Source organism: Porcincola sp. LCP21S3_C12 (genome assembly GCF_052118625.1).
In the GTDB taxonomy this organism is placed as follows: Bacteria; Bacillota; Clostridia; order Lachnospirales; family Lachnospiraceae; genus Porcincola.
On the sequence record NZ_JBQKGW010000019.1, the window covers coordinates 26,460 to 47,099 of the forward strand.

Consider the following 20,640-nt stretch of genomic DNA (forward strand, 5'->3'; position numbering starts at 1 on the left):
AGCATGAGTGGCAGGCATCACAGCCTGCCACAAACTGCTTTTGTCATTCTATTTTACGCCAGACCATCTGTCAACCCGAAACTTCTTTCGGAATCCTGATTCTTTTTCCGCAATATTGCCGGAAATGCGGCAGTCCTCTGATCTGCCTGTGCCTGACCGGCCGCTGCAGACAGCCTCTGATCAGCGCTTATGCTTACTGCCCTGCCGCAGCCGTCGTCTGGGCGGTTGTCTCCTGCCCTGCCGCAGCCGCATCCCCTTCGGTCTGAGCCGACTCGCTCTCGGTCTCCACGATCTGCTCGACATGGTTGGCTGTCTCGAGGAAATCGAGTGTCTTGTCCATCAGAAGACTGACGCGAACGGTCGCCTCATCAAAATCAGCCAGGAGCGCGTCCGTAGACGCATATCCATACCTGGAGGCGTAGTCCGAAAGTCCCTTCTGATAGTCCTCATCGGAAACGGTGATCTTTTCCTTTTCTGCAATCGCAGAGAGCAGAAGCTCCTGTTTGAGCGTCGTCTCCGCAGCCTTCTGTACTGCGTCCGAGAATGCCTTCTCATCCATCCCGAGATAGGTGCTGAGGAAGGTTCCGAAGTCCATCCCGTACATATCCGCATACTGCCTGTAGGTGGAGGAAAGGCTCCCCGTCACATACTCCAGAAGATCCTTCGGATACTGATCCACCGGATACAGGCTGTAAAGCCGGGTCATGATATCCGTATCCAGCTTTTTCTTGTAATCGGCCTGCGCCTCAGCCGAGCTGTCCGCCGGCGGATAGATGCGGATCGTCATGGTCTTGTACTGGTCGTCCCCGATCTTCACATAATCCGAAGCCTTGTAGGACGGCCTTGTCCCCTCCGCACTGCTCCCGGCAGCCGGAAGATCTTTTGTCTCAGGCAGCGCCGCCTTGCCGGAAGTGTCTGCCCCTTCTGACTGCTTTTCGCTTTCAGACTGTTTCTCGCTCTCTGCGCTGCTCTCATCTGCGGAGGCCGCTGTCTGCGCCTGTCCGTCCGCCGCCTGAGCTGCCGGTACCTGTGCATCTTCCGCATAGACTGCCGGTGCCGCTGTCAACATGGCGGCTGAAAGAAGCGCCGCCATCATTCTGTACACTTTCATGTCCTTCAGCTCTCCGTATCAGCCTCTGCAGGTGACGTTTCCGCCTCCGTCTGTGCACCTTCTGTCTCGACCTCAAGCTCCTCGGTCTCGATCTCCGTCTCGTCTGTCTCCGTAATCTTTGCCTTGGATGCCAGAAACTCCATCACCTTGTTTTCAAGCTCGCTCTCGCGGATATCCTTCTCACTGTAGTAGGAAAGGAAGTCGTCGACAGAGACGCCGTACTGCTGCGCATATCCCTCCACAGCACTCTGGAAATCATCGTCGCTCAGCGTGATATTCTCTTTCTGCGCAATTGCACCCAGGATGATCCGCTGCTGAAGCAGCTGCTCTGCATATGTCTTGAAATAGTCCTTCATCGAGTCAGCATCTGTTCCGTAGACCGTCTTCAGCATGTCATCCAGCGTCTCACTCTCGTCCTCCGCCTGCTGCTGAAGCTGGTTCATGGATATATTCACATAGTAATCGATGAATTCCTGCGGATATTTGTCAACCGGATACAGCTTCAGGAGCTGCTGGAAGATGGCACTGTACACCTCGCGGTTGTAGCTGGTCTCATTATCCTGCTCCAGCTTCTCCCGGACAGACTTCTTGAATTCATCGATGTCCTTGTACTCTCCGCCGGAGAGCTTGTCAGCCAGATCATCATTCACCTCGGGCTCGCCCTCGATGTAGTTGATCGTGACGGTAAAGACGACCTTCTGGCCCGCCAGGTCCTTCGATGCGTAATTCTCAGGGAACGTCAGATTCAGATCAACGGTGTCGCCGACCTTTTTTCCGATCAGCCCGCTCTCAAAGCCGTCAATAAATGTATGGGATCCGATCGTCAGATCTGCTCCGGAGGCCGTTCCGCCGTCGAATGCCTTTCCGTCCTTCTTCCCGACGTAGTCAATGTTGACCGTGTCGCCGTCCTTGACGGTTCCCTTCTTTACCTTCGTGGAGAGCCCGGCGTCGGACGCCTCCTGCTTGATCTCATCCTCGATATCCTTATCGGTCACTTCTTTCTTCTTCGTCACGGTCACCTCGACGCCCTTGTACTTGTCGTCATTGATCGTCAGGTAATCTGCGACATCAAATTCCGGCTCCTGCTCGGTCTCGGCCTCCGTCATGGATTCCGTTCCAGCTTCTGTCCCCGCCTCTGTCTCTGCCGCCATGGCAGCTGACGGCAGCCATGCAGCAGTCATGCTGACTGCGAGCAGGAAGGATAGGATTCTTTTCTTCATCAAAACACCTCCTGATGTGTATGTCCCTGTAATTGTTATCTATTGTTGTCATTTATTGATCGGTCTGTCTTCACTATAACATAATCTTGCACCGTCCACCAAATGATGATAAAATTTCACGAGTACGTCACAGGTTGTCCGGAATGGAATGCCATCTTCAGACCGTGACGAATCGAACCAGACTTGCGGTAACAGGAGGAAGCTATGCCAGTATTTGCAATTGTTCTGCTGATTATCCTCGCCGCTCTGGTCGCCCTGCTGATCTTCCTCTATTTCTGGGGGAAGAAGCTACAGAAGAGGCAGGATGAATCCAGAGAAAAGATGGAGGAGACGAAGCAAAGCGTCCAGATGCTCGTCATCGACAAGAAGATGCTCCCGATCAAGTCATCCGGCCTTCCACAGGCAGCGATCGACCAGACCCCGAAGTATCTCCGCCGGAGCAAACTGCCGATCGTCAAGGCACGCTGCCAGGGCAAGATCATGACCTTCATCGCCGACTCGAATATCTATCCGGTCATTCCGGTGAAGAAAGAGGTCAAGGCCACGATCAGCGGTCTCTACATCATGGATGTCAGAGCCATCCGCGGTCAGCTGGAGCAGCCGCCGAAGAAGAAAAAGTGGTATCAGAAGCTCAGCAGAAAGGCCGATGAAGCAAGAAAAGAGCTCGACAGCTCCAAGTCTTCAAAGGGTAAAGGAAAAAAGAAATAATCTTCCCTCACCAGACAGCAGGTATGACGCATACCTGCTGTTTTTTTGTGAAGGCGAGAGCCATTAGGCCTTGCTCACTGCGCCGGCGGAATGTTGTTCAATATCTCGATGACATCCTTGTCTGAGCTGCCCTGCTGGCCCCCGGAGCCTGCCTGATTCCCGCCGATCTGGATCACGCCGCCTGGAGCACTGCCGCCCTGGGTATTTCCCGCTGCGGAGGGACTGCCCCCGGCGGCTGTACTCCCTCCCTGCTGAACGGTTCCAGCCTGACTGCCCGTGCCCGACGGCGCGGCTCCCGCTCCCGCTGCGCTGCTGCCGCTTCCGCCTGCTGGCCCGGCGGCGCCGCCTGCACTTCCTGTGCCAGCTGCAGGATTCCCGCTTCCTCCGGACGAGGTTCCGGCCGTCCCCTGACTGCCTCCAAAGCCGGCCGCCGGAGCATTTTCACCCGTGCCTCCGCCTCCGGCTGCACCCTGTGCGTCCCCTGAGCCAGCCGCTGCATCTCCGCCCGCGCCTCCGCTCCCGGGCGCGCCGCCTGCAGCATCCGGCGTCTGTGTATGGACCGTCGCCTGGTCGGATTTGTAGATGGTGATCGCGTCCGGCGAGATTCCGTCTGTCTGCTGCTGCGATTGATCTACCGGGCTTCCATCCCCATGAATATTGCAGTAATTCTTCGGCTCCGTCCCCTTCGCAAAATACTCCGTATACGGGTTCGGACAGCCTGGGGCCGCCGCCATGTGCGAATCGGAACAGATTGACATGCTCACCACATCGGACGGCATCCCGAACGCGGAGATGGTCTGTGACTGACTGATCCGGTTCATGATGCTGTTCCATAGTGTCTTGCTGTAGGTATGGTAGGTATCCTTGTCCGGAAGCGGTGCGTTGTTGTCGTACCCCGCCCAGATGCCGCAGGTCACATAAGGCGTGAAACCGACAAACCAGCTGTCCCTGTAATCTGTCGTCGTTCCGGTCTTGCCGGCGGCTGCCATCTGCCCGAGGTCAATCTTTCCGTACGCCGTTCCTTCCGGATCCGAGATGACACCCCTCATCGCGGAGGTCAGAAGTGCCGCCGTGCTGTCCTTGACCACCGTCCTCGGCTCCGGGTCGGTATTGTCGAGCACAACATTGCCATATGTGTCAAGCACCTGTGTATAAAAATGTGGTTTCAGATACTGTCCGCCATTGGCAATGGCTGCATAGGCTCCGGTCATCTCCAGATTTGTAACGCCGTACGTCAGTCCGCCCAGTGCAAGCGTCTGCCCGACATCCGAGAACGTCCCGCTGTCCGTCGTCTTCGATTCAACCAGAGATGTGATCCCGAACTTTTCTGCATAGTCAAACCCGGCCTGCGGCGTAATCTCTGTCAGGCACTTGACGGCAGCGACGTTGATCGAACGCACAATCGCCTGACGGATCGTAACGTCTCCGGCATAAGTGCCCTCCGCATCCTTCACAGGCGTCCCGTCTTCATAGTTATAGGGCTCATCCTTGTAAACGGTCGCCAGCGTCTTTCCGGCTTCATCCAGCGCCGGCGCGTAGACCGCAAGAATCTTGAACGTTGACCCAGGCTGGCGCTGCGTATACGAAGCCCGGTTCAGCGTCAGACTGGCCTCCTTCGTCCCTCTCCCGCCGACCAGCGCCTTCACAAGCCCGGTTGCGGAATCAATGATCACGCAGGAAGCCTGCGGCTGCGGCGTGACCGTGACACGCTCTCCAAGTACTGTGTCGCCGTCCTTCACAACCGATGCCCGGAAGGCTGCTGCCCCGTCCTTCGCCTCCTGCGCCGTCCCGTACATCAGGTCAAATGACGGATCCGTCTTCCTCACAAAAGCGCGCAGATCTTCATTTCCATAGTCCGTGATCTGACCGTTCTTGTCCTCAACGCTGAGCGCATAGTCGATCCCGACCTCCGTCCCCGACGGGAAGTTGGCCGGATTCTCAAACTCCTCGTCGCAGATCTTCTGCATGTCATCATCCTGCGCCGAGTAAATGCGCAGGCCGCCCGAGTAGACCGCCTTGTACGCCTGCTGGTGCGTATAACCCTTCTGTTCCTCCAGATCCTGCATGACCTGGTCAATCAGCGCGTCCTGGTAAAACGTATAGATGGTACTGGTTGTATCGACCTTGCTTTCGTTGTCCTGGATGCGCGCGTAAACATCGTCAGCAAGCGCAGAGGCATACTGGGACTGGGTAATGTACCCCTGTCTGAGCATCGCGTCCAGCACCTCTGTCCTGCGCTTTTTGTTCTTCTCCGGATTGGTGATCGGATTGTATGCCGTCGGATTCTGCGTGATGCCGGCGATGACCGTTGACTCCGAGAGCGACAGCTCCGAGACGGGGACGCCGAAATACCGGTAGGCAGCCGACTGGACGCCGTAGCAGCCCGCTCCCAGGTTGATCGTGTTGAGGTAGTCCTCGAGGATCTGTTCCTTCGTCAGCATCTTTTCGAGCTTCAGTGCCAGAAACTGCTCCTGGATCTTCCGTTCCAGCCGCTGCCGGAAGGTTGTCTCCTTCATCCAGTTCGGAAACACGGAGTTCTTCAGAAGCTGCTGGGTGATGGTGCTCGCCCCTTCGGAGAAATGTCCGCTCGTCAGTCCCTTGACCAGCGCCCTTGCGATCCCCTTCGGGTCGACGCCGTTGTGCTTGTAGAACCGTTCATCCTCGATGGCGACAACGGCATGCTGCAGATCCTTCGGGATGTCCTTGATGCTGACCAGATCCCGGTTGGCCTCAGGGAGTGTCAGCTTCTGTTCCCGTTTTCCGTCTGCGTCATAGATGTAGGTTGCCGCTTCCGATGGTATAAACTGCGCCGGACTGATCTCGGGCGCCTTCTTGAGAATGGTCCGCACCTGGAAGAACGCAAAAATGCCGGCCCCGATGATCAGCACCAGAAGCACGATCAGGATGAACTTGAAAATATTTCCGATCAAGGTGAGCGCCCTGCTCCGCGGCCGCCTGCCGCGTCTGCCTTGTCTTCCGTTCTTTCCGTGTTCTCCGGACCAGTTGCTGCTTTCCTCTGAAATGGTTTCATCCTCCATCAGACTCTTGCTGATATCCCTTACGGCGGCTTCCTGATGCCGCGTCCTTCTCCGGCTGACACCTTTCTCCGTCTCCTCCGGTGTCTCCTCAGGCACAAAGTCATCCGGAAGCAAGTCATCACCCGGCATGATCCTGTCATCAAAATCAACCGGGAAAGCCTCCTCCCCGTGTCTCTTTTTTCTTTCCCCTGTTCTCATCAGGCTTCTCCCATCAAATTGATCATGCCGGCTGGACGGTTTGACGTTGTGTTTCCGTTTATTGTATAACTACATCTGTTAAAAATACTGAAGATTTTCTTATAAATAGCGGGAAACAGATTTATGAAAATAGTCACCACCGGCGGACAGGCAGAGATTGTCGAGAAAAAATCCAGATTCATTGCGCAGGTTTTCCCGGTTCAGACTGCGGAAGAGGCTTATGCAGACCTCGCCGCCGTCCGGAAAAAGTACTGGGACGCGCGGCACAGCTGCCATGCCTTTGTGATCGGCCCGAACAACGAAACCGCACACTCCTCCGATGACGGGGAACCGCAGGGGACTGCAGGAAAACCGATCCTTCAGGTTCTGACCGGTGCAGAGATCCGGGACTGTCTCATCGTCGTCACGCGCTACTTTGGCGGCGTGCTTCTGGGGACAGGCGGTCTTGTCCGGGCTTACACCCAGGCGGCAAAGGCCGGGCTGGAGGCCTCGGAGATCTCTAACCGGCAGGATGGCTGGCTTCTTACCATCCGCTGCAGCTACGAGCAGCTCGGGAAGATCCAGTACCTGATCAGCGCTTCTTCCTGTCCGGTGACCGCATCCTCTTACACGGACGTCTGCGACACAGAGGTTCTGGTTCCGGCCGCACAGCTGCCGCCCCTGAAAGCCGCCCTGACCGAGAAAACAGCCGGAAAAGCTTCCTTTCCGAAGGAAATGAGCGTACGATATGTCACATCGGGTGATGGTTCTGTTCTCGACATCACCCCGCTTCCATCATAGACGGTCGGCTGGTAACGGCCGGTTCCCCGCCTGCCGGCTTAGAGAACCTGTTCCGGACGTCTGTGCAGAAAGAGGGCTGATAGCGGAGACAGGCAGGCGCAGTTCGATCTGTTCAGGGCGTCTGTGCAGAAAGAGCCGGCGAAGGCAGTGAACGCAACGGGAGGCACGAATCCCATCATGAATTCAACAGATACAAAGAATGTAACGGTCCATGTCCGGGCCATTCAGCAGAGACCCGGCGGCGATACAGACCAGATGGAGACGACCTCATCCGGTATTCTGCGTACACGCGGAAACCGAAAGTATCTCTTCTATTCAGAGAAGTCAGAGGACGGCGCCGAAACCCGTACGGTCGTGAAATTTGACCAGCGCAGCGCCCAGCTCACACGCAATGGTCAGATTTCCTCTGTCTTTCTGTTTGACGAAAAGCAGCACTGCCGTTCCAGCTACACGGCGCCGCTTACATCGTTTCTTGTAGATATTGACACGGAGCGATATCTTCTGGAGGAAGATGAGCAGCACCTGCATCTGACCATTCACTACCGGCTCAGTGTGGAGGGCAGCAGTCCGACAGGCTGTCAGACCGAGATCGAAATCCGGCTGCTTTGAAAACCAGCAAAGAGCCTCCAGATCGAGATCGTAACCTGGCTGCTCTGAAAGGCAGGGATTCGGCTCCAGGCCGAGATAAAATCCGGCTGCTTAAAGAAGCGCCGGATCTGATTCAGGGTTATTTTCAGGAGAAAACTATGGAAATCAGTTCACAGCTCCCCATCGGTTTTTTTGACTCCGGACTGGGCGGGCTGAGCGTTCTGAGGGAAGCCGTCCGGCTGATGCCTCAGGAAGATTATATCTATTTCGGGGATTCCAGGAATGCGCCCTACGGGACAAAGACGCTGGAGCAGATCCGGCGGCTGTCTCTCACCCATGCAGAAATGCTCTACCGAAGCGGCATCAAGGCGCTCGTCGTCGCCTGCAATACCGCCACAAGCGCAGCCATATCCATTCTGCGGGAGGTCTATACCGACATCCCTGTCATCGGCATCGAGCCGGCTTTGAAGCCTGCTGTCTCGATCGGCGAGCATCCGCGTGTCATCGTGATGGCGACACCGCTCACGGTCAGGGGCCAGAAGCTTCACGAGCTGCTCGGACGCTATGCGAAAAGCGCGGATGTCACCGCGCTTGGCTGCCCTGGTCTTATGGAGTTCGTGGAGGACGGCAACCTGGACGGGCCTGAGGTCCGGGCATATCTCCGCACGCTCCTGCTTCCGCATATGGAAAAGCCCGTCGACGCCATCGTGCTCGGATGCACGCATTATCCGTTTCTGAAGAAAACCATTCAGGAAATTGCAGGACCCGGGATCCGGATCCTGGATGGCGGCGAGGGAACCGCCCGCCAGCTTGAAAGACGGTTAAAAGAGGAAAATCTTCTGAAAGCGCCAGGCCGGAAGGGACAGATCGAATACAGGGAAAGTCTCCCGGATAAACTGCCCCTCTGCAGCCGGCTGATGGCTGAGCCCTGGTAATCCGGCGGCTTCAGATTGTAAAGGCATCCTTCAGGATTGTCTTGATCTCGTCTGCTCCGATTCCGAGCACGACCGAGAACTCTTCCGTGAGTTTCTCGGTTGCTGCCTTGAAGTACCGGTCGTCTGTCGCCGTCACTTTCTTGCCGTTTGCAATCCGCGAACGGATGCGGCGGTTCAGGGTTTTCACCAGGCAGATCCACTGCTTACAGTCTCCGGAATGAAGCGCCTTCTGATAGGAGAGCTCCTGCTGCCTTGCACTCTGGTCCGGGAGCGTCTCCATCTCCGGGATATCAGCCAGAAGCTGTCTCGTTTCCTCCGGAGAGATCAGATCCCGCATGATGACCTTCTGATTGTCCACCGGTGTCGTGATGGTGCAGGACTTGTCATGGAGCGGACGCAGAATGTAGCACTCCTTCATGCCAGCCCCGGGCTGCGCCGACTCAATCTCCCGCGTGCCAACCACTTCGCAAACACCACTGTTGCCATAAGATATGTATTGTCCGATGCTATACACGTCCACTCTCCTTTCCAGGCAGGTGGTTTTCCTGTTTCAAAACCCATCCCTGCTTCTCTCAGTTTTTGTAATCAGACTCGAGTTTTGCCAACATAATCATTATACCAATTTCTTTTCAATCCTGTAATGTCTCATAATAGACAATTATTTCCAAATTCGTCGAACATTTTCGTGGATATTGATGTTCCAGGGGGCTATTTCGTCCCTGCCGGCACCCGTCATTGTGGTATACTGGCTTGTAGCTGTCTTCGGACGCAGGCAAAGAAAAAGGAGGACATGGAGAGTGGCGGAGCTGAAAAGGATTGCTGTCATTCACAGTGATTTTCAGGAGAAGTTCGGAATCCCGCGCCAGAGCAATCTTATCGATTCGCTCAAGGCAGAGATCGTATTCGAACCAGGGTACCGGGATCCGAATGAGGTGGTCGGACTGGAGGAGTACTCTCACCTCTGGCTGATCTGGGAGTTTTCCGAAAATGAAGCTGCAGGCTGGTCTCCGATGGTCTACCCGCCGCGTCTTGGCGGCAGGACGCATGTCGGCGTCTTTGCCACCCGCTCACCGTTCCGTCCCAATCCGATCGGCCTGTCGTCCGTAAAACTGGATCAGATTGAGCTGCGCGAGGGTGTCGGCCCTGTTCTGCATATATCCGGCGCGGACCTGCTCGACGGAACGCCGATTCTCGATATCAAGCCTTATATCCGGTACACCGACAGTCATCCGGATTCTGTCAGCGGATTTGCAGACCGTGTAAAAGACAAGGAACTGAAGGTCGTATTCCCTGAGAAATGGCTGAACGTTCTGTCTGAAGACAAGCGGCTCCCTGCAGTTGAAATTCTGAAACAGGATCCCCGGCCGGCTTACCAGAACGATCCCGCCCGCAGGTACGGCGTCGCCTTTGCCGGTTTCGATATCCGCTTTCACGTGGAGAGGGATGTCCTGACTGTCTGCGAGGTCGTGCCCTACCATCGCGGCTGCCATGCCTGAGGCTGCACAGGGTCATGAGGTCTTCTGAATATGGATGTCATCTATTACATTGACAAATCTACATATGTCATTCTGTTCCGGGTATATACAGAATCCGACACGATTCAGCTTCCGGAGCAGATTGATGGAAAGCCTGTGAAGGAACTGGCCGATCACGCATTTGCGGATGAGCCATCTGTGATGTACGCAGAATCTGAGAAGCGCCGGGCCGTACGCTCCGGGAATTTTGGAGCTTTCAAACCAGCCACCGCCGGGGCATCTGCAGCGTCCACGCTTTTCTCAGGCGAGAGCACAGAACGCCCGGATCCTTCTGTGAACGCAGCTGCTGAGCATCTTGCGCCCCCAGGCACGCTTCCCCCTGCGCTCTGCGGCAGACGGCTGAAAGCGGTAATCCTGCCGGATGCCCTTGCCGCGATTGGCAACTATGCCTTCTATGGCTGTGACAATCTGAAGACCGTTTCCTTCCCGGAATCGATCAGGCGGATCGGGTCCGGGCTGTTCAATTCCTGTCCTGCCTTCTCGGTGCTGATCTTCCGGCAGGCCGCAGGTCTTTCCCCTGCTCGACCGGCACCTGCACGGCTGCAGCAGTCAGCAGGTCTTTCCCCTGCTCCTCCGGCGCCTGCACGGCTGCAGCAGTCAGCAGGCCTTTCCCCTGCTCCTCCGGCGCCTGCACGGCTGCAGCAGTCAGCAGGTCTTTCCCCTGCTCCTCCGACGCCTGCCCTGCTGCAGGAGGTGCTGCGGACGGTAAACCACGAGGTGGAGGTCCGGCTTCAGGATGCCGCCGGTCAGGACGCGGTGCGCCTTCTCTTTCCTGAATACTATGAGGAGCCGAAGGAAAACACTCCCGCCCGCATCATCGAAATCATCTGGCATGGGACCGGTTACCAGTACCGCCAGTGTTTTCTGCAGCGAAAGCTTCAGTACAGTCAGTATGACAATCTGCTTCCGGCAGCGGACGCCCAGGAGATGCCGCAGACTCTTGTCCGCCTCTGTCTTGACCGGCTGATCACGCCCGTTGAGCTGTCCAGCGCCCATCTGGAGAACTATGTATCCTGTCTCAGGAAACGGCCCGACGCGCTCTGGACATATCTCCTCGCTGATCAGGAAACGGATCTGACCGACTGGCTGCGTGTGCTGGAGCGGTCCGGTTACTTCACGAGGGAACTGCTGGACCACATGGTTGACCAGGCCTCCTCTGCCGGGCGGGCGGATGCCTCCGTCTTTCTGATGGACCTGCGCCGCAGAGTGTTCCGCCCCTCTTCCAGGAGCAAGTATGATTTCTGAGGAGTTACAGGCTGAATGAAATCCGGGCAGGAAATGGACCTGGCCTGGCATCAGCCCGTCCCTGAATAATCACATTCGGAAAGGAAAACCGTATGACAACCGCTGAGGATCTCGCAAACCGGTTTGTCAAGGTCTCGCAGGAGATTCTGACAGGCAGCCGCAATGAGCTGTACTTTGATATGCATTACCTCGGGCTGGCTCTGTCAAGTCTTTCATTTGTCGTATCGACTGATATCGATTCTTTTGGAACAGACGGCCGTTCGCTCGTCGTCCACCCGAAGGCGCTTGCGGACCTGTTTGAGAAGAATCGCCGGCTTGTCAACCGTGTCTACCTGCATGAGGTCTACCACTGCCTGTTCCGCCACATCTTCAAGTCGGTGAGGCGCAGCAAGACACTGTGGATGCTTGCCTGTGATATGGCCGTTGAATTTCTCATCGACGACGGTCATTTCCGATCGACCCGGATCGCCCACAGTCAGTACAGAAGCCGCCTCAGGTCCGAGCTCGAAAAGCGCACCCCCGTCCTGAATGCGGAGAGCCTGTACCGCCAGCTGGTTCTGATGGCTCCTGACCGCGAAGAAGCTGCCCGTATGAAAGCGGAATTCTCCGTCGATGACCACAGCCTCTGGCCTACGCTGAATCCGGAGAATCCGAACAGCCCGCTTCCGCCCGCTGCTCTGAAGCTCCAGAATAAATGGGACGACATCTCAAAAAAGACACAGACGCAGATGGAATCCTTTTCCACGGAGATGTCCCAAAAGGGCAGCGATTTCCTTGAACAGACAAAAGTGGAGAACAGGAAAAAATACGATTACCGTTCCTTTCTCCGGAAGTTTGCGGCGATGAGGGAGGAGATGCACGTTGATCCGGATACCTTCGACTCTATCCTGTACACCTTCGGTCTGAGTCATTATGGAAACATGCCGCTGATTGAGCCCCAGGAATTCAGGGAAGTGAAGAAGATTGATGAGTTTGTGATTGTCATCGACGTATCGATGTCTGTCACGGGAGAGCTTGTGCACGCCTTCCTGGAACAGACCTACAGCATTCTGAGCGAGTCGGAAAGCTACCTTCACAAGGTCAATATCCGGATTCTGCAGTGTGACGAAAAGGTGCTGTCGGATGAGAAAATCACCTCTCAGAAAGACTTGAAAACATATATGGAACACTTTGAACTGAAAGGGCAGGGTGGTACCGACTTCCGTCCTGCCTTCGACTATGTGGCAGACCTGATCCGGAAGAAAGAATTCCGGAATCTCCGCGGGCTGCTGTACTTTACGGACGGCAAGGGAATCTACCCCAGGAAGAAGCCGCCCTATGAGACGGCCTTCATCTTCTGTGAGGAAAGCGCGGATGACCGTCAGGTTCCGCCCTGGGCGATGAAGCTGATCCTCCCGAGGGAGGACATTGAGCAGGAAAAAGACGAACTTCTGGATTCGTCCTTCGTATGGCCGGAGGACCAGCTGTAAAAAATCCGCAGCCGATATCCATGTGAACCTCACTGCCTGAGCCGTCGTTCAGATAGAGTCTGCACCGTCTTTTTATCAATCACACAAGAAGTCTTGGAAGGAGGATGGACCGTATTCCCGCCTGGGATCGGCAGAAGTCAGGAAGGGATAAAGTCCTGTCAGAATGAATATTCAGAGAGCAAAACAGGAAATCAAGGACACAATCGAAGCATACCTTGAGAAGGATGAGTATGGAGCTTACCGGATTCCGGAGATCCGGCAGCGTCCGGTGCTCCTGATGGGGCCTCCGGGTGTCGGCAAGACACAGATCATGGAGCAGATCGCATCCGAGTGCGATATCGGTCTGGTGGCTTACACGATTACGCATCACACCCGCCAGAGTGCCATCGGTCTTCCCTTCATCGAGAAGAAAACCTACGGCGGAAATGAAGTATCCGTCACCCAGTATACGATGAGCGAGATCATTGCCTCCGTGTACGACCGCATGGAAGTTTCCGGAAAATCAGAGGGGATTCTGTTCATCGATGAAATCAACTGCGTATCCGAGACACTTGCCCCGACGATGCTGCAGTTTCTCCAGTGCAAGACCTTCGGGAACCAGAAGGTGCCGAAGGGCTGGATCATCGTCGCCGCCGGGAATCCGCCGGAATACAACAAGTCTGTCCGCGATTTCGATGTTGTGACGCTGGACCGTGTGAAGGTGATCGATGTGGAAGCCGATTACCCGGTCTGGAGGAAGTACGCGGACCACGTCGGCATTCACGGAGCGGTCATCTCCTACCTGAATATTCACAGAGACAACTTCTACCGCTGTGAGACAACGGTGGACGGCATGCGTTTTGTCACGGCGCGCGGGTGGGAAGATCTTTCCGAGATGCTTTATGCCTACGAACGGCTGGGAAAAACGATGGATGAGGACGTTGTCGGGCAGTATCTCCAGTACCCGTCGATCGCGAAGGATTTTGCGAATTATCTGGAGCTTTACAACCGCTATCAGAAGGACTACCAGGTTGATGAGATCCTGTCCGGCGTCATCCGCCCCGGAACGCTCAATAAACTCCGGTATGCTGCATTTGACGAGCGGGTGGAAATCGTCTCGCTGCTGCTCTCCCGCCTGTCGGCAGACTTCAGGAAGTGGTGGGAAACAGACCGGTATGTGGGACACCTGTATGCGATTCTGAAGGAATTCCAGAGACGATGCCTGCTGTCTTCTGCAGAAGGAACCATTCCCGGCACGGTCTCAGGCTCCCCGGCTGGCACAACCTCAGGAACCCCGGCTGGCACGGCCTCAGTCTCCCCCGCTCACACGGCTCCGGCTGACAAGGTTTCTGCTTTCTCAGCGAATGAAGCCAGGACAGCCGTGGAAAACACATCGGCCTATACTGCCACCATAGAATCGATCGCAGCCGGTCTGAAACTGCAGGTTCACCACAGGCTGGATGCCGGACAGAGCGAGAAGGCCCTGACAGCAGAGTACCGCCCTGTTTTTCAGGCCTGCGACCGGTATGTCCTGCTGCTGTCTGAAAAAATACCGAAAAATGCCGAGGCAGCCTTTTCCCTGCTCCGGGAGTCGTTCATGAAAGACCGTGAACGTCTGGATACCGCTGCCGAAAAAACCTCTGCCCGGCTGGAGTATGCCTTCGACTTCATGGAAGCCGCCTTCGGCGAAAGCCAGGAGATGGTCTACTTCATCTCTGAGCTGTCGGTAAGCCTGTATGCCATGGACTTCCTGAAGGAACATGAAAGCCCGCGGTACTATCGCTATAACAAGTCGCTGCTGTTTGATGATGCCCAGACAGGCATCCGCAGGCAGCTTGATGAGATCCGCTCGGAGATGCGCGGCGAGTAAGCTCCCGGCAGCCGAACCGCAAATGACAGTCCGGCTGCAGGACCACAGGCGCACGGCTGTACGGCAGTTCTGCTGCCGAACCACAAAAGACAGTCCGGCGGCAGGACCGCGAATCGGCATTCAGGCTGCCGGATCACTCAACCGCCGTACTGGTCGTAGTGCTTTCCGCCCCAGTAGACGCGCTGGGCGACTTCCGCCTTCTCGTTCAGTGTGACATCCTTGAAGATGTACTCCTTGAATTTCTCAAAACCCGTCCGGTCCACGATGTATCCGATGTGTTCCTTGTGTTCCACCGCATTCGGGTCAATGTACTCCTCGATATAGGCGTAGGTATTTGCGGCGATCTTAAGGATGCTCTCCTCATCACACCACTTGATGAAATCCTCCGCCAGGCGCGGGTTCTTCTTTCCGGTCCGTCCGAGGATTACCAGACGGAAATAATGCTCCCGGCTTCTGGTCCATGCGCGTGTCGGGCAATACGTCACGCAGACGCCGCAGCCGATGCACTTGGCGGTATCGCGGACAACCTTCCCGTTTTTCAGGGAAAGTGCTCCGACCGAACGGCGTCTGCAGTATTTGATGCACTGCTCGCAGGCCACACAGCGATCCGGATTGTACTGCGGCTCGGTCATACCGATCACCCCGAAGTCCGCCAGCCGGACCTTCGCGCAGTCATTCGAGCAGCCGGTAAATGCGATCTTCACATGACGGTCATTCGGGTAGATGGTCTTCTCCATCTTCTGCGCAAAGGCGGTCGTGTCATAGCAGCCGAAGGGGCACAGCCGCGCTCCCGGACAGGCAATGACGTTCCGGGTTCCCGAAGCAGGATACCCCTTGCCTTTCTCCGTCTGATTGATGCGGAGCGAATCGATGATGAGCTGAACCTCCGCATTGACCTTGTCGACATCCTCCAGCCGGATCCCCGGAATCTCGATCCCCTGGCGGTTCGTGATGTCAATGACACCATTTCCATACTTTTCAGCAATCTCCACGACGCGTCCCAGCGACTTGCTGTCAATCACGCCGCCCGGAATCCGGATCCGGGAAGCCGTCTCGCCGCGGACCTTGGAATAGCGGAAGGCATTTTTCTTCAGCTTTGCGACATTGATATCTAAATTTCCCATATATGCTCCAATCTGGATCAATCCATCATCGTTCTTGCATCGACATAGTTAAACACAGGGCCATCCAGGCAGATGTACGTGTCATTGACCCGGCAGTGCCCGCACTTTCCCAGGCCGCAGCACATCTTGCGCTCGTAGGATACCGTAATGTTCTCGTCCGCAAACCCCTTCTTCTTCAGCTCAATGATCGTGAACTTCATCATTGGCGGCGGTCCGACCACAATCGCCTTTGCCGAAGCCGGATCTCTCAGCGGAAGATCCGCGATATACTTCGTGACCAGGCCGACATTGCCCTCATATCCCTCCGGAGCGCCGTCCACTGTCAGAATCAGGTTCAGTCTCTTCTCCCACGCCTCAAGGTCGTCCCGGAACAGCATGTCCGATGGACTCCTGAAACCGGTGATGGCATATTTATCCTTTGCATTGTCCATCTGGGCAAGCGCGGATATGACGCCTCGAACAGGCGACACACCTGTTCCGCCGGCGACCACAACCGTCTCCCCCTCACGGTAAAGCCCGACATCAAATCCATTTCCATAGGGGCCGCGGAGCAGCAGGTTCTGTCCGGCATAGGTCTCGAAGACCTCGTTCGTCACTCTGCCGACCTTCCGGATTGTCAGATCCACAAAACCAGGGCCGATTCCGGATACCGAGATCGGGGCTTCGCCGTACTTGGGAACGGAGACCTCGAAAAACTGACCGGGCTTTACCTCTCCGTTGAAGGCCATGCGAAAGGTGTACTCCTTCTGCGTATGACGGATGACCTCCAGAATTCTCGAAGAAAATGGAATATACGGATTGTTCATCTTATCTGCCCTCCTCTTCCATGGCATCCACCGCATTGGCGACCTTGTTGATGATGTTGGAGTAGCTGATATACTCGCCGCAGATATCATCGCAGCGCCCGCAGCCGACGCACATGTCATAGCCAAATCGTTTGCGGAAGTCCAGAATCTTGTGAAGAACCTTGAAGCGCATGCGCTCCCCCTGTGTCCTGCGGTACTGACCGCCTCCTGCTACATTCGTATAGCCGTCCACCATGCAGGAACTTGCCACGCGGCGCCGTTCACCGACACGCCCGTTGTCGCTGTAGTAGACATCCTGCATCGTGAAGCAGGTACAGGTCGGACAGACAAAGTTACAGCGCCCGCAGCCGATGCACCGGGTCGTGTATTCATCCCACAACGGATGCTTCAGAATCTCAGCCGGTATCTTTTCCGGGATGCGGACATGGACCTCATTCTGTGTGACATGCGCCGGGACAACCTCTTCCTTCGAAGTGGCTGCGGCGGAAAAGACGGCATCCATCCCCTCATCCAGCACGTTGATCCGGTACATCCCGTCTGCTTCATCAACCGAGAATGCGTATCCGTCCTCCGAGACATTGGACTTCATGTCTACGCAGAAACAGTTTTCAAAGCTGTGGCTGCAGCCGATCAGGACGTAATGAACAAGCTCCCTGCGGCGCTGGTAGAAGAAATCCTTCTCCATTCCGTTTGCCAGATAGATCTGATCCTGGCGCTTCATGGCATGCAGATCGCAGCTCCTCAGAAACAGCAAAACTGGTCTTGTATCCAGGCTCGCCTCTCTGCACTCATCCTCCGTAAAGTAAAACAGAGTCTCAGACAGCGGAGTCAGAACCTCTTTGGCAGAATAATCAGACTTTTCATGAAGCTCGATTTCATCGCTGCCGTTCACCTCGTCATACAGTATGGTGTCCACATCGGTAAAGCGCCCTGCACCCTTCTTCCGGACCGGCGCAAAGATCCGGTAGGTCTCCCGGAGCGTACGGATCGCATCTGCGAAGCCCTCCGGTGTCAGCACATAGCCCATAGATTTCCCTCCTGTGATGGTCGTTTGGTATCAATATGTTTCAGCGCCGCATGAACGCGGCGCATGAAGCCTCTGTAGAGAGCGCATGTTTCTGCAGGCAAAGCCATGACGGCCCGCAGAAGATGCACAGAAAAACGCCTGCCTGTCAGACAGCGTCACCGAATCAGCTCGTAGGCGTAGAGGGACTCATCGGTTCGGGACGGCGCCAGACCGATGCCCAGGATCTCACGCAATCGTTCTGGCTGGCCTGCCAGCTCCTCCGGTGTTCCTGAAAGTACAACTTTCCCGCATTTCATAACGAGAATCTTGCTGCTGATGCTGAAGCTCAGCGGCAGGTCATGGGAGACGGTCACCACGCTCTTCCCGCACTGTGCCAGTCTGGCAAAAAGTTCCATCGTCTTTCTCTGATGCGCGATATCCATGCTGGAGGTTCCCTCATCGATCAGCAGATAGTCCGGGTCCTGAGCCAGTAACATAGCCAGATATGCACGCTGTCTTTCTCCCCCGGACAGATTCCCAATCAGCCGGTCAGAGAGCGGAGTCATGTCCGTCTCCCGGAGTGCCGTCTCAATCCCCCTCCGGTCTGACTCGCTCAGTACATTTGTGATACCCGTCCTGCTGAAGCAGCCGTGCGAGACCAGCGTGCGCACTGTCATACGCGGAGCCGGAAGGCTCTGCGGAAGATAGGCAAGATGCTGCGCCCTTCTCTTCGGGGAGAGTGCAGCAATTTCCTTTCCGTCCATGAGTGCATGCCCGCGGTAAGGGAGAATGCCCGCCAGCGATTTCAGAAATGTAGACTTGCCGCAGCCATTTTCTCCGATCAGGGTCGTGACCTCCCCTCTTTTGAGGGTAAGATCTTCGATTCCGATTCCGAATGCACATGCGCCATACCCGGCAGAATATGATTGTATCCGGATCATATGCCACGCTTTCTGTGTATCAGCATCCCGATGAAAAAGGGTGCCCCGAGCAGACTGAGCAGAAGTCCGACAGGCAGCTCGTACGGATACAGCAGTCTTCTACCCAGGAAATCAGCTGCCAGAAGCAGTGCGCTTCCATAGAGCACACACAGCAGAAGACTTCCGGACGTTGTCAGATCCTGTGGGAAGACTCTTCTGATCAGATTTGGGATGATCAACCCCAGAAAACTGATCAGACCGCCGACGCAGACTGCCGCCCCGGCAAGCACAGCTGCCGCCAGAATGGTGAGACAGCGATGCCTCTTTACATTCAGCCCCAGGCTGTGTGCCGTCTCATCCCCGAGTGCAAACAGGTCAATCCCCCGGCTCAGGAACAGGCCGCCCAGCAGACAGGGCATGGTCAGCGTCCCCGAAAGAGCAAGCACCGGCCAGGTCACGCCGGACAGGCCGCCCAGACTGAAAGCCACCTTGTCCGCAGCCGATTCCGGAAAAAATGTGATGATGCCATTGATTCCTGCGCTCATCAGAGCGGACACTGCCACCCCTGAAAGAATGATCATCGTTCTGCTGAATCCTGCGCGTGTCGCGATCAGATACACCAAACCGGTTGCCAGAAGTGCGCCAAAGAGGGCCATCACAGATCGGATATATATCCTGCCCGGAAACAGCAGCGAAGCCAGAAGCACGAAGAGGCCGGACCCATTGTTGATTCCGAGAATCGATGGCGAAGCCAGTGGATTATGAAGCGCTTCCTGCAGAAGGAGTCCGGAAACGGCAAGTGCCGTCCCGCAGAGGATTGCTCCGGCTGTTCTTGGCATCCGGACATAGAAGAAGATCTGATGCCAGACCGCTTGATCGCCGGGCCTTCCGTAGAAAAGCGACAGCAGGGAGAAACCCACTATGAGCAGAATACCGGCTGTGACGGCGATGGTATAAGACACCTTGTTCTGCTTGTTTACATTCTTTCGATGCATCCTTCTCCTCTCTTCCGACCGTCAAGTTCATCCTTCCGTGCTTTCTTGCATTCCATCTGTCAGATCATCAAGCAGCACCTGATAGGCCTGTGCCCAGCGATTGTTCGGCTTATACTGAAACAGGTCTTTCTCCAGGGTGAAAAGCCTGTGTGTTCTGACAGCGGACAACTGATTCCACGCCGGTTGGCTCAGGAAGCTCTCCTGAAAGGCCTCATTGGCCTTCTTCGCGTCTCCCTGTGTGATGACAAAGATGAAAGTCGGATTCTTTTCAAGGATCCACTCAAGACTGAGGTCGTCAAGGCTGCTGTCGTCCGCTGCAATGTTGACCAGCCCGAGGTCTGTCAGCATGGCTGCCACAAAATGATCATCCTTCAGCGTCTTCGTCTTTGTCGCAGACGCCCGGATCAGCAGAAAGCTCTTTCCCCTGACCGCGGCAGGAGCGGTGTGCCTGAGATCGTCGATGGCGGCTGCCACTTCTTCCACATTTGACGCGTAGAGATCCTGCCGTCCGGTCTGCTCCGTGAATTCCTTCATAATCTGCTCATAATCCGTAAAGCTGTTCACCCTTACATCCCGGCAGGAAATACCGGCGGTCGTAAGGGTCTCAGCAACTTTTTTCTGGGCCGGAATCTCCTCTGTCGCCAGGACCTCATCCGGCTGCAGGTCCATGATGGCTTCTGTGTTCGGAGCACCGATGGTGCCAACTGAAACACAGTCCGTTGTGATGCCATCAAGGTTCATTCCGTCACTGGTAATACCTGCCAGCGTTCCGCCTGCAAGCAGCCAGAGGTCCCCGATGGAACGGGACAGCGCCACAACACGCTTCGGCGCCTCCTTGAACGATGCCTCTGTTCCGCCCGCCATCTGGCTGTCCCCGGCAAAAATACATCCCGTCATCGGCAGTAAAGCCAGGAGGACAACAGCTGTCATCACGGTGGTCCTCGAAAGCCTGATCCTTTTGTTCATCGATTTTTCTCCAGTCGTCAAAACATTAACAAACACCCGTGAATTGAAAAAGTAAATTCCAGTGCAGAAGTAAATTCTACTGCAACTTAAAAAGCTTTCTTTTTTTAATATTTCAGATGCAATTCCGTTCTGAGATGCATATAATTA

General features: G+C 55.6%; 18 protein-coding genes. 8 read left to right on the forward strand and 10 right to left on the reverse strand.

Annotation, left to right across the window (positions count from 1 at the left end):
• Window positions 1–193: 193 nt before the first annotated feature.
• On the reverse strand, window positions 194–1,111 hold the full coding sequence (locus ACTQ1N_RS10155; protein ID WP_441956644.1) for a hypothetical protein: 918 nt from the start codon (window positions 1,109–1,111) through the stop codon (window positions 194–196).
• A gap of 5 nt (window positions 1,112–1,116) precedes the next feature.
• Window positions 1,117–2,331, reverse strand: a complete 1,215-nt coding sequence (gene tig, locus ACTQ1N_RS10160; protein WP_441956645.1) for a trigger factor — start codon at window positions 2,329–2,331, stop codon at window positions 1,117–1,119.
• Window positions 2,332–2,535: 204 nt separating this feature from the next.
• Between tig and ACTQ1N_RS10165 the strand changes: the two genes are divergently transcribed.
• Window positions 2,536–3,039: a hypothetical protein gene (locus ACTQ1N_RS10165; protein ID WP_441956646.1), complete on the forward strand. Its 504-nt coding sequence runs from the start codon at window positions 2,536–2,538 to the stop codon at window positions 3,037–3,039.
• 74 nt (window positions 3,040–3,113) lie between these two features.
• Here ACTQ1N_RS10165 and ACTQ1N_RS10170 read toward each other — a convergent pair whose 3' ends face one another.
• Complete coding sequence (locus tag ACTQ1N_RS10170; protein WP_441956647.1) at window positions 3,114–6,275, reverse strand: transglycosylase domain-containing protein; 3,162 nt, start codon at window positions 6,273–6,275, stop codon at window positions 3,114–3,116.
• Between the two features lie 123 nt (window positions 6,276–6,398).
• Here ACTQ1N_RS10170 and ACTQ1N_RS10175 point away from each other — a divergent pair, with 123 nt between their 5' ends.
• The 3 genes from ACTQ1N_RS10175 to murI all read left to right on the forward strand — a co-directional run bounded on the left by ACTQ1N_RS10175 (window position 6,399) and on the right by murI (window position 8,578).
• Window positions 6,399–7,055 carry a YigZ family protein gene (locus ACTQ1N_RS10175; RefSeq protein ID WP_441956648.1) on the forward strand — a complete coding sequence of 219 codons (657 nt, stop codon included), beginning with the start codon at window positions 6,399–6,401 and terminating at the stop codon, window positions 7,053–7,055.
• Window positions 7,056–7,232: 177 nt separating this feature from the next.
• Window positions 7,233–7,664, forward strand: a complete 432-nt coding sequence (locus ACTQ1N_RS10180) for a DUF1934 domain-containing protein (protein WP_441956649.1) — start codon at window positions 7,233–7,235, stop codon at window positions 7,662–7,664.
• A gap of 137 nt (window positions 7,665–7,801) precedes the next feature.
• Entirely contained in the window at window positions 7,802–8,578 is a 777-nt protein-coding gene (gene murI / locus ACTQ1N_RS10185) for a glutamate racemase (protein WP_441956650.1), read from the forward strand.
• A 10-nt stretch (window positions 8,579–8,588) separates the two neighbouring features.
• On the opposite strand, the gene ACTQ1N_RS10190 is transcribed toward murI, so the two are convergent.
• Complete coding sequence (locus ACTQ1N_RS10190) at window positions 8,589–9,092, reverse strand: CarD family transcriptional regulator (RefSeq protein ID WP_441956651.1); 504 nt, start codon at window positions 9,090–9,092, stop codon at window positions 8,589–8,591.
• A 283-nt stretch (window positions 9,093–9,375) separates the two neighbouring features.
• Between ACTQ1N_RS10190 and tsaA the strand changes: the two genes are divergently transcribed.
• The 4 genes from tsaA (at window position 9,376) to ACTQ1N_RS10210 (ending at window position 14,676) form a co-directional block, all read left to right on the forward strand.
• Window positions 9,376–10,074 (forward strand): tRNA (N6-threonylcarbamoyladenosine(37)-N6)-methyltransferase TrmO, encoded by a 699-nt coding sequence (gene tsaA / locus ACTQ1N_RS10195; RefSeq protein ID WP_441956652.1) that lies wholly within the window; start codon window positions 9,376–9,378, stop codon window positions 10,072–10,074.
• A gap of 30 nt (window positions 10,075–10,104) precedes the next feature.
• Window positions 10,105–11,358, forward strand: a complete 1,254-nt coding sequence (locus ACTQ1N_RS10200) for a leucine-rich repeat protein (protein WP_441956653.1) — start codon at window positions 10,105–10,107, stop codon at window positions 11,356–11,358.
• A gap of 92 nt (window positions 11,359–11,450) precedes the next feature.
• A complete protein-coding gene (locus tag ACTQ1N_RS10205) occupies window positions 11,451–12,827 on the forward strand; it encodes a vWA domain-containing protein (RefSeq protein ID WP_441956654.1) in 1,377 nt (458 codons plus the stop codon).
• Window positions 12,828–12,990: 163 nt separating this feature from the next.
• Complete coding sequence (locus ACTQ1N_RS10210; protein ID WP_441956655.1) at window positions 12,991–14,676, forward strand: AAA family ATPase; 1,686 nt, start codon at window positions 12,991–12,993, stop codon at window positions 14,674–14,676.
• Between the two features lie 137 nt (window positions 14,677–14,813).
• On the opposite strand, the gene asrC is transcribed toward ACTQ1N_RS10210, so the two are convergent.
• The 6 genes from asrC to ACTQ1N_RS10240 form a co-directional block, all read right to left on the reverse strand.
• Window positions 14,814–15,800 (reverse strand): sulfite reductase subunit C, encoded by a 987-nt coding sequence (gene asrC, locus ACTQ1N_RS10215; protein ID WP_441956656.1) that lies wholly within the window; start codon window positions 15,798–15,800, stop codon window positions 14,814–14,816.
• Between the two features lie 17 nt (window positions 15,801–15,817).
• On the reverse strand, window positions 15,818–16,606 hold the full coding sequence (gene asrB, locus ACTQ1N_RS10220; RefSeq protein WP_441956657.1) for an anaerobic sulfite reductase subunit AsrB: 789 nt from the start codon (window positions 16,604–16,606) through the stop codon (window positions 15,818–15,820).
• Between the two features lies 1 nt (window position 16,607).
• Entirely contained in the window at window positions 16,608–17,633 is a 1,026-nt protein-coding gene (asrA, locus tag ACTQ1N_RS10225) for an anaerobic sulfite reductase subunit AsrA (RefSeq protein WP_441956658.1), read from the reverse strand.
• Between the two features lie 155 nt (window positions 17,634–17,788).
• Window positions 17,789–18,553 (reverse strand): ABC transporter ATP-binding protein, encoded by a 765-nt coding sequence (locus ACTQ1N_RS10230; protein WP_441956659.1) that lies wholly within the window; start codon window positions 18,551–18,553, stop codon window positions 17,789–17,791.
• Window positions 18,550–19,527, reverse strand: a complete 978-nt coding sequence (locus ACTQ1N_RS10235; protein ID WP_441956660.1) for a FecCD family ABC transporter permease — start codon at window positions 19,525–19,527, stop codon at window positions 18,550–18,552. Before ACTQ1N_RS10235 ends, ACTQ1N_RS10230 begins: the two co-directional genes overlap by 4 nt.
• Window positions 19,528–19,554: 27 nt before the next feature.
• Window positions 19,555–20,493: an ABC transporter substrate-binding protein gene (locus ACTQ1N_RS10240; protein WP_441956661.1), complete on the reverse strand. Its 939-nt coding sequence runs from the start codon at window positions 20,491–20,493 to the stop codon at window positions 19,555–19,557.
• Window positions 20,494–20,640 lie beyond the last annotated feature (147 nt).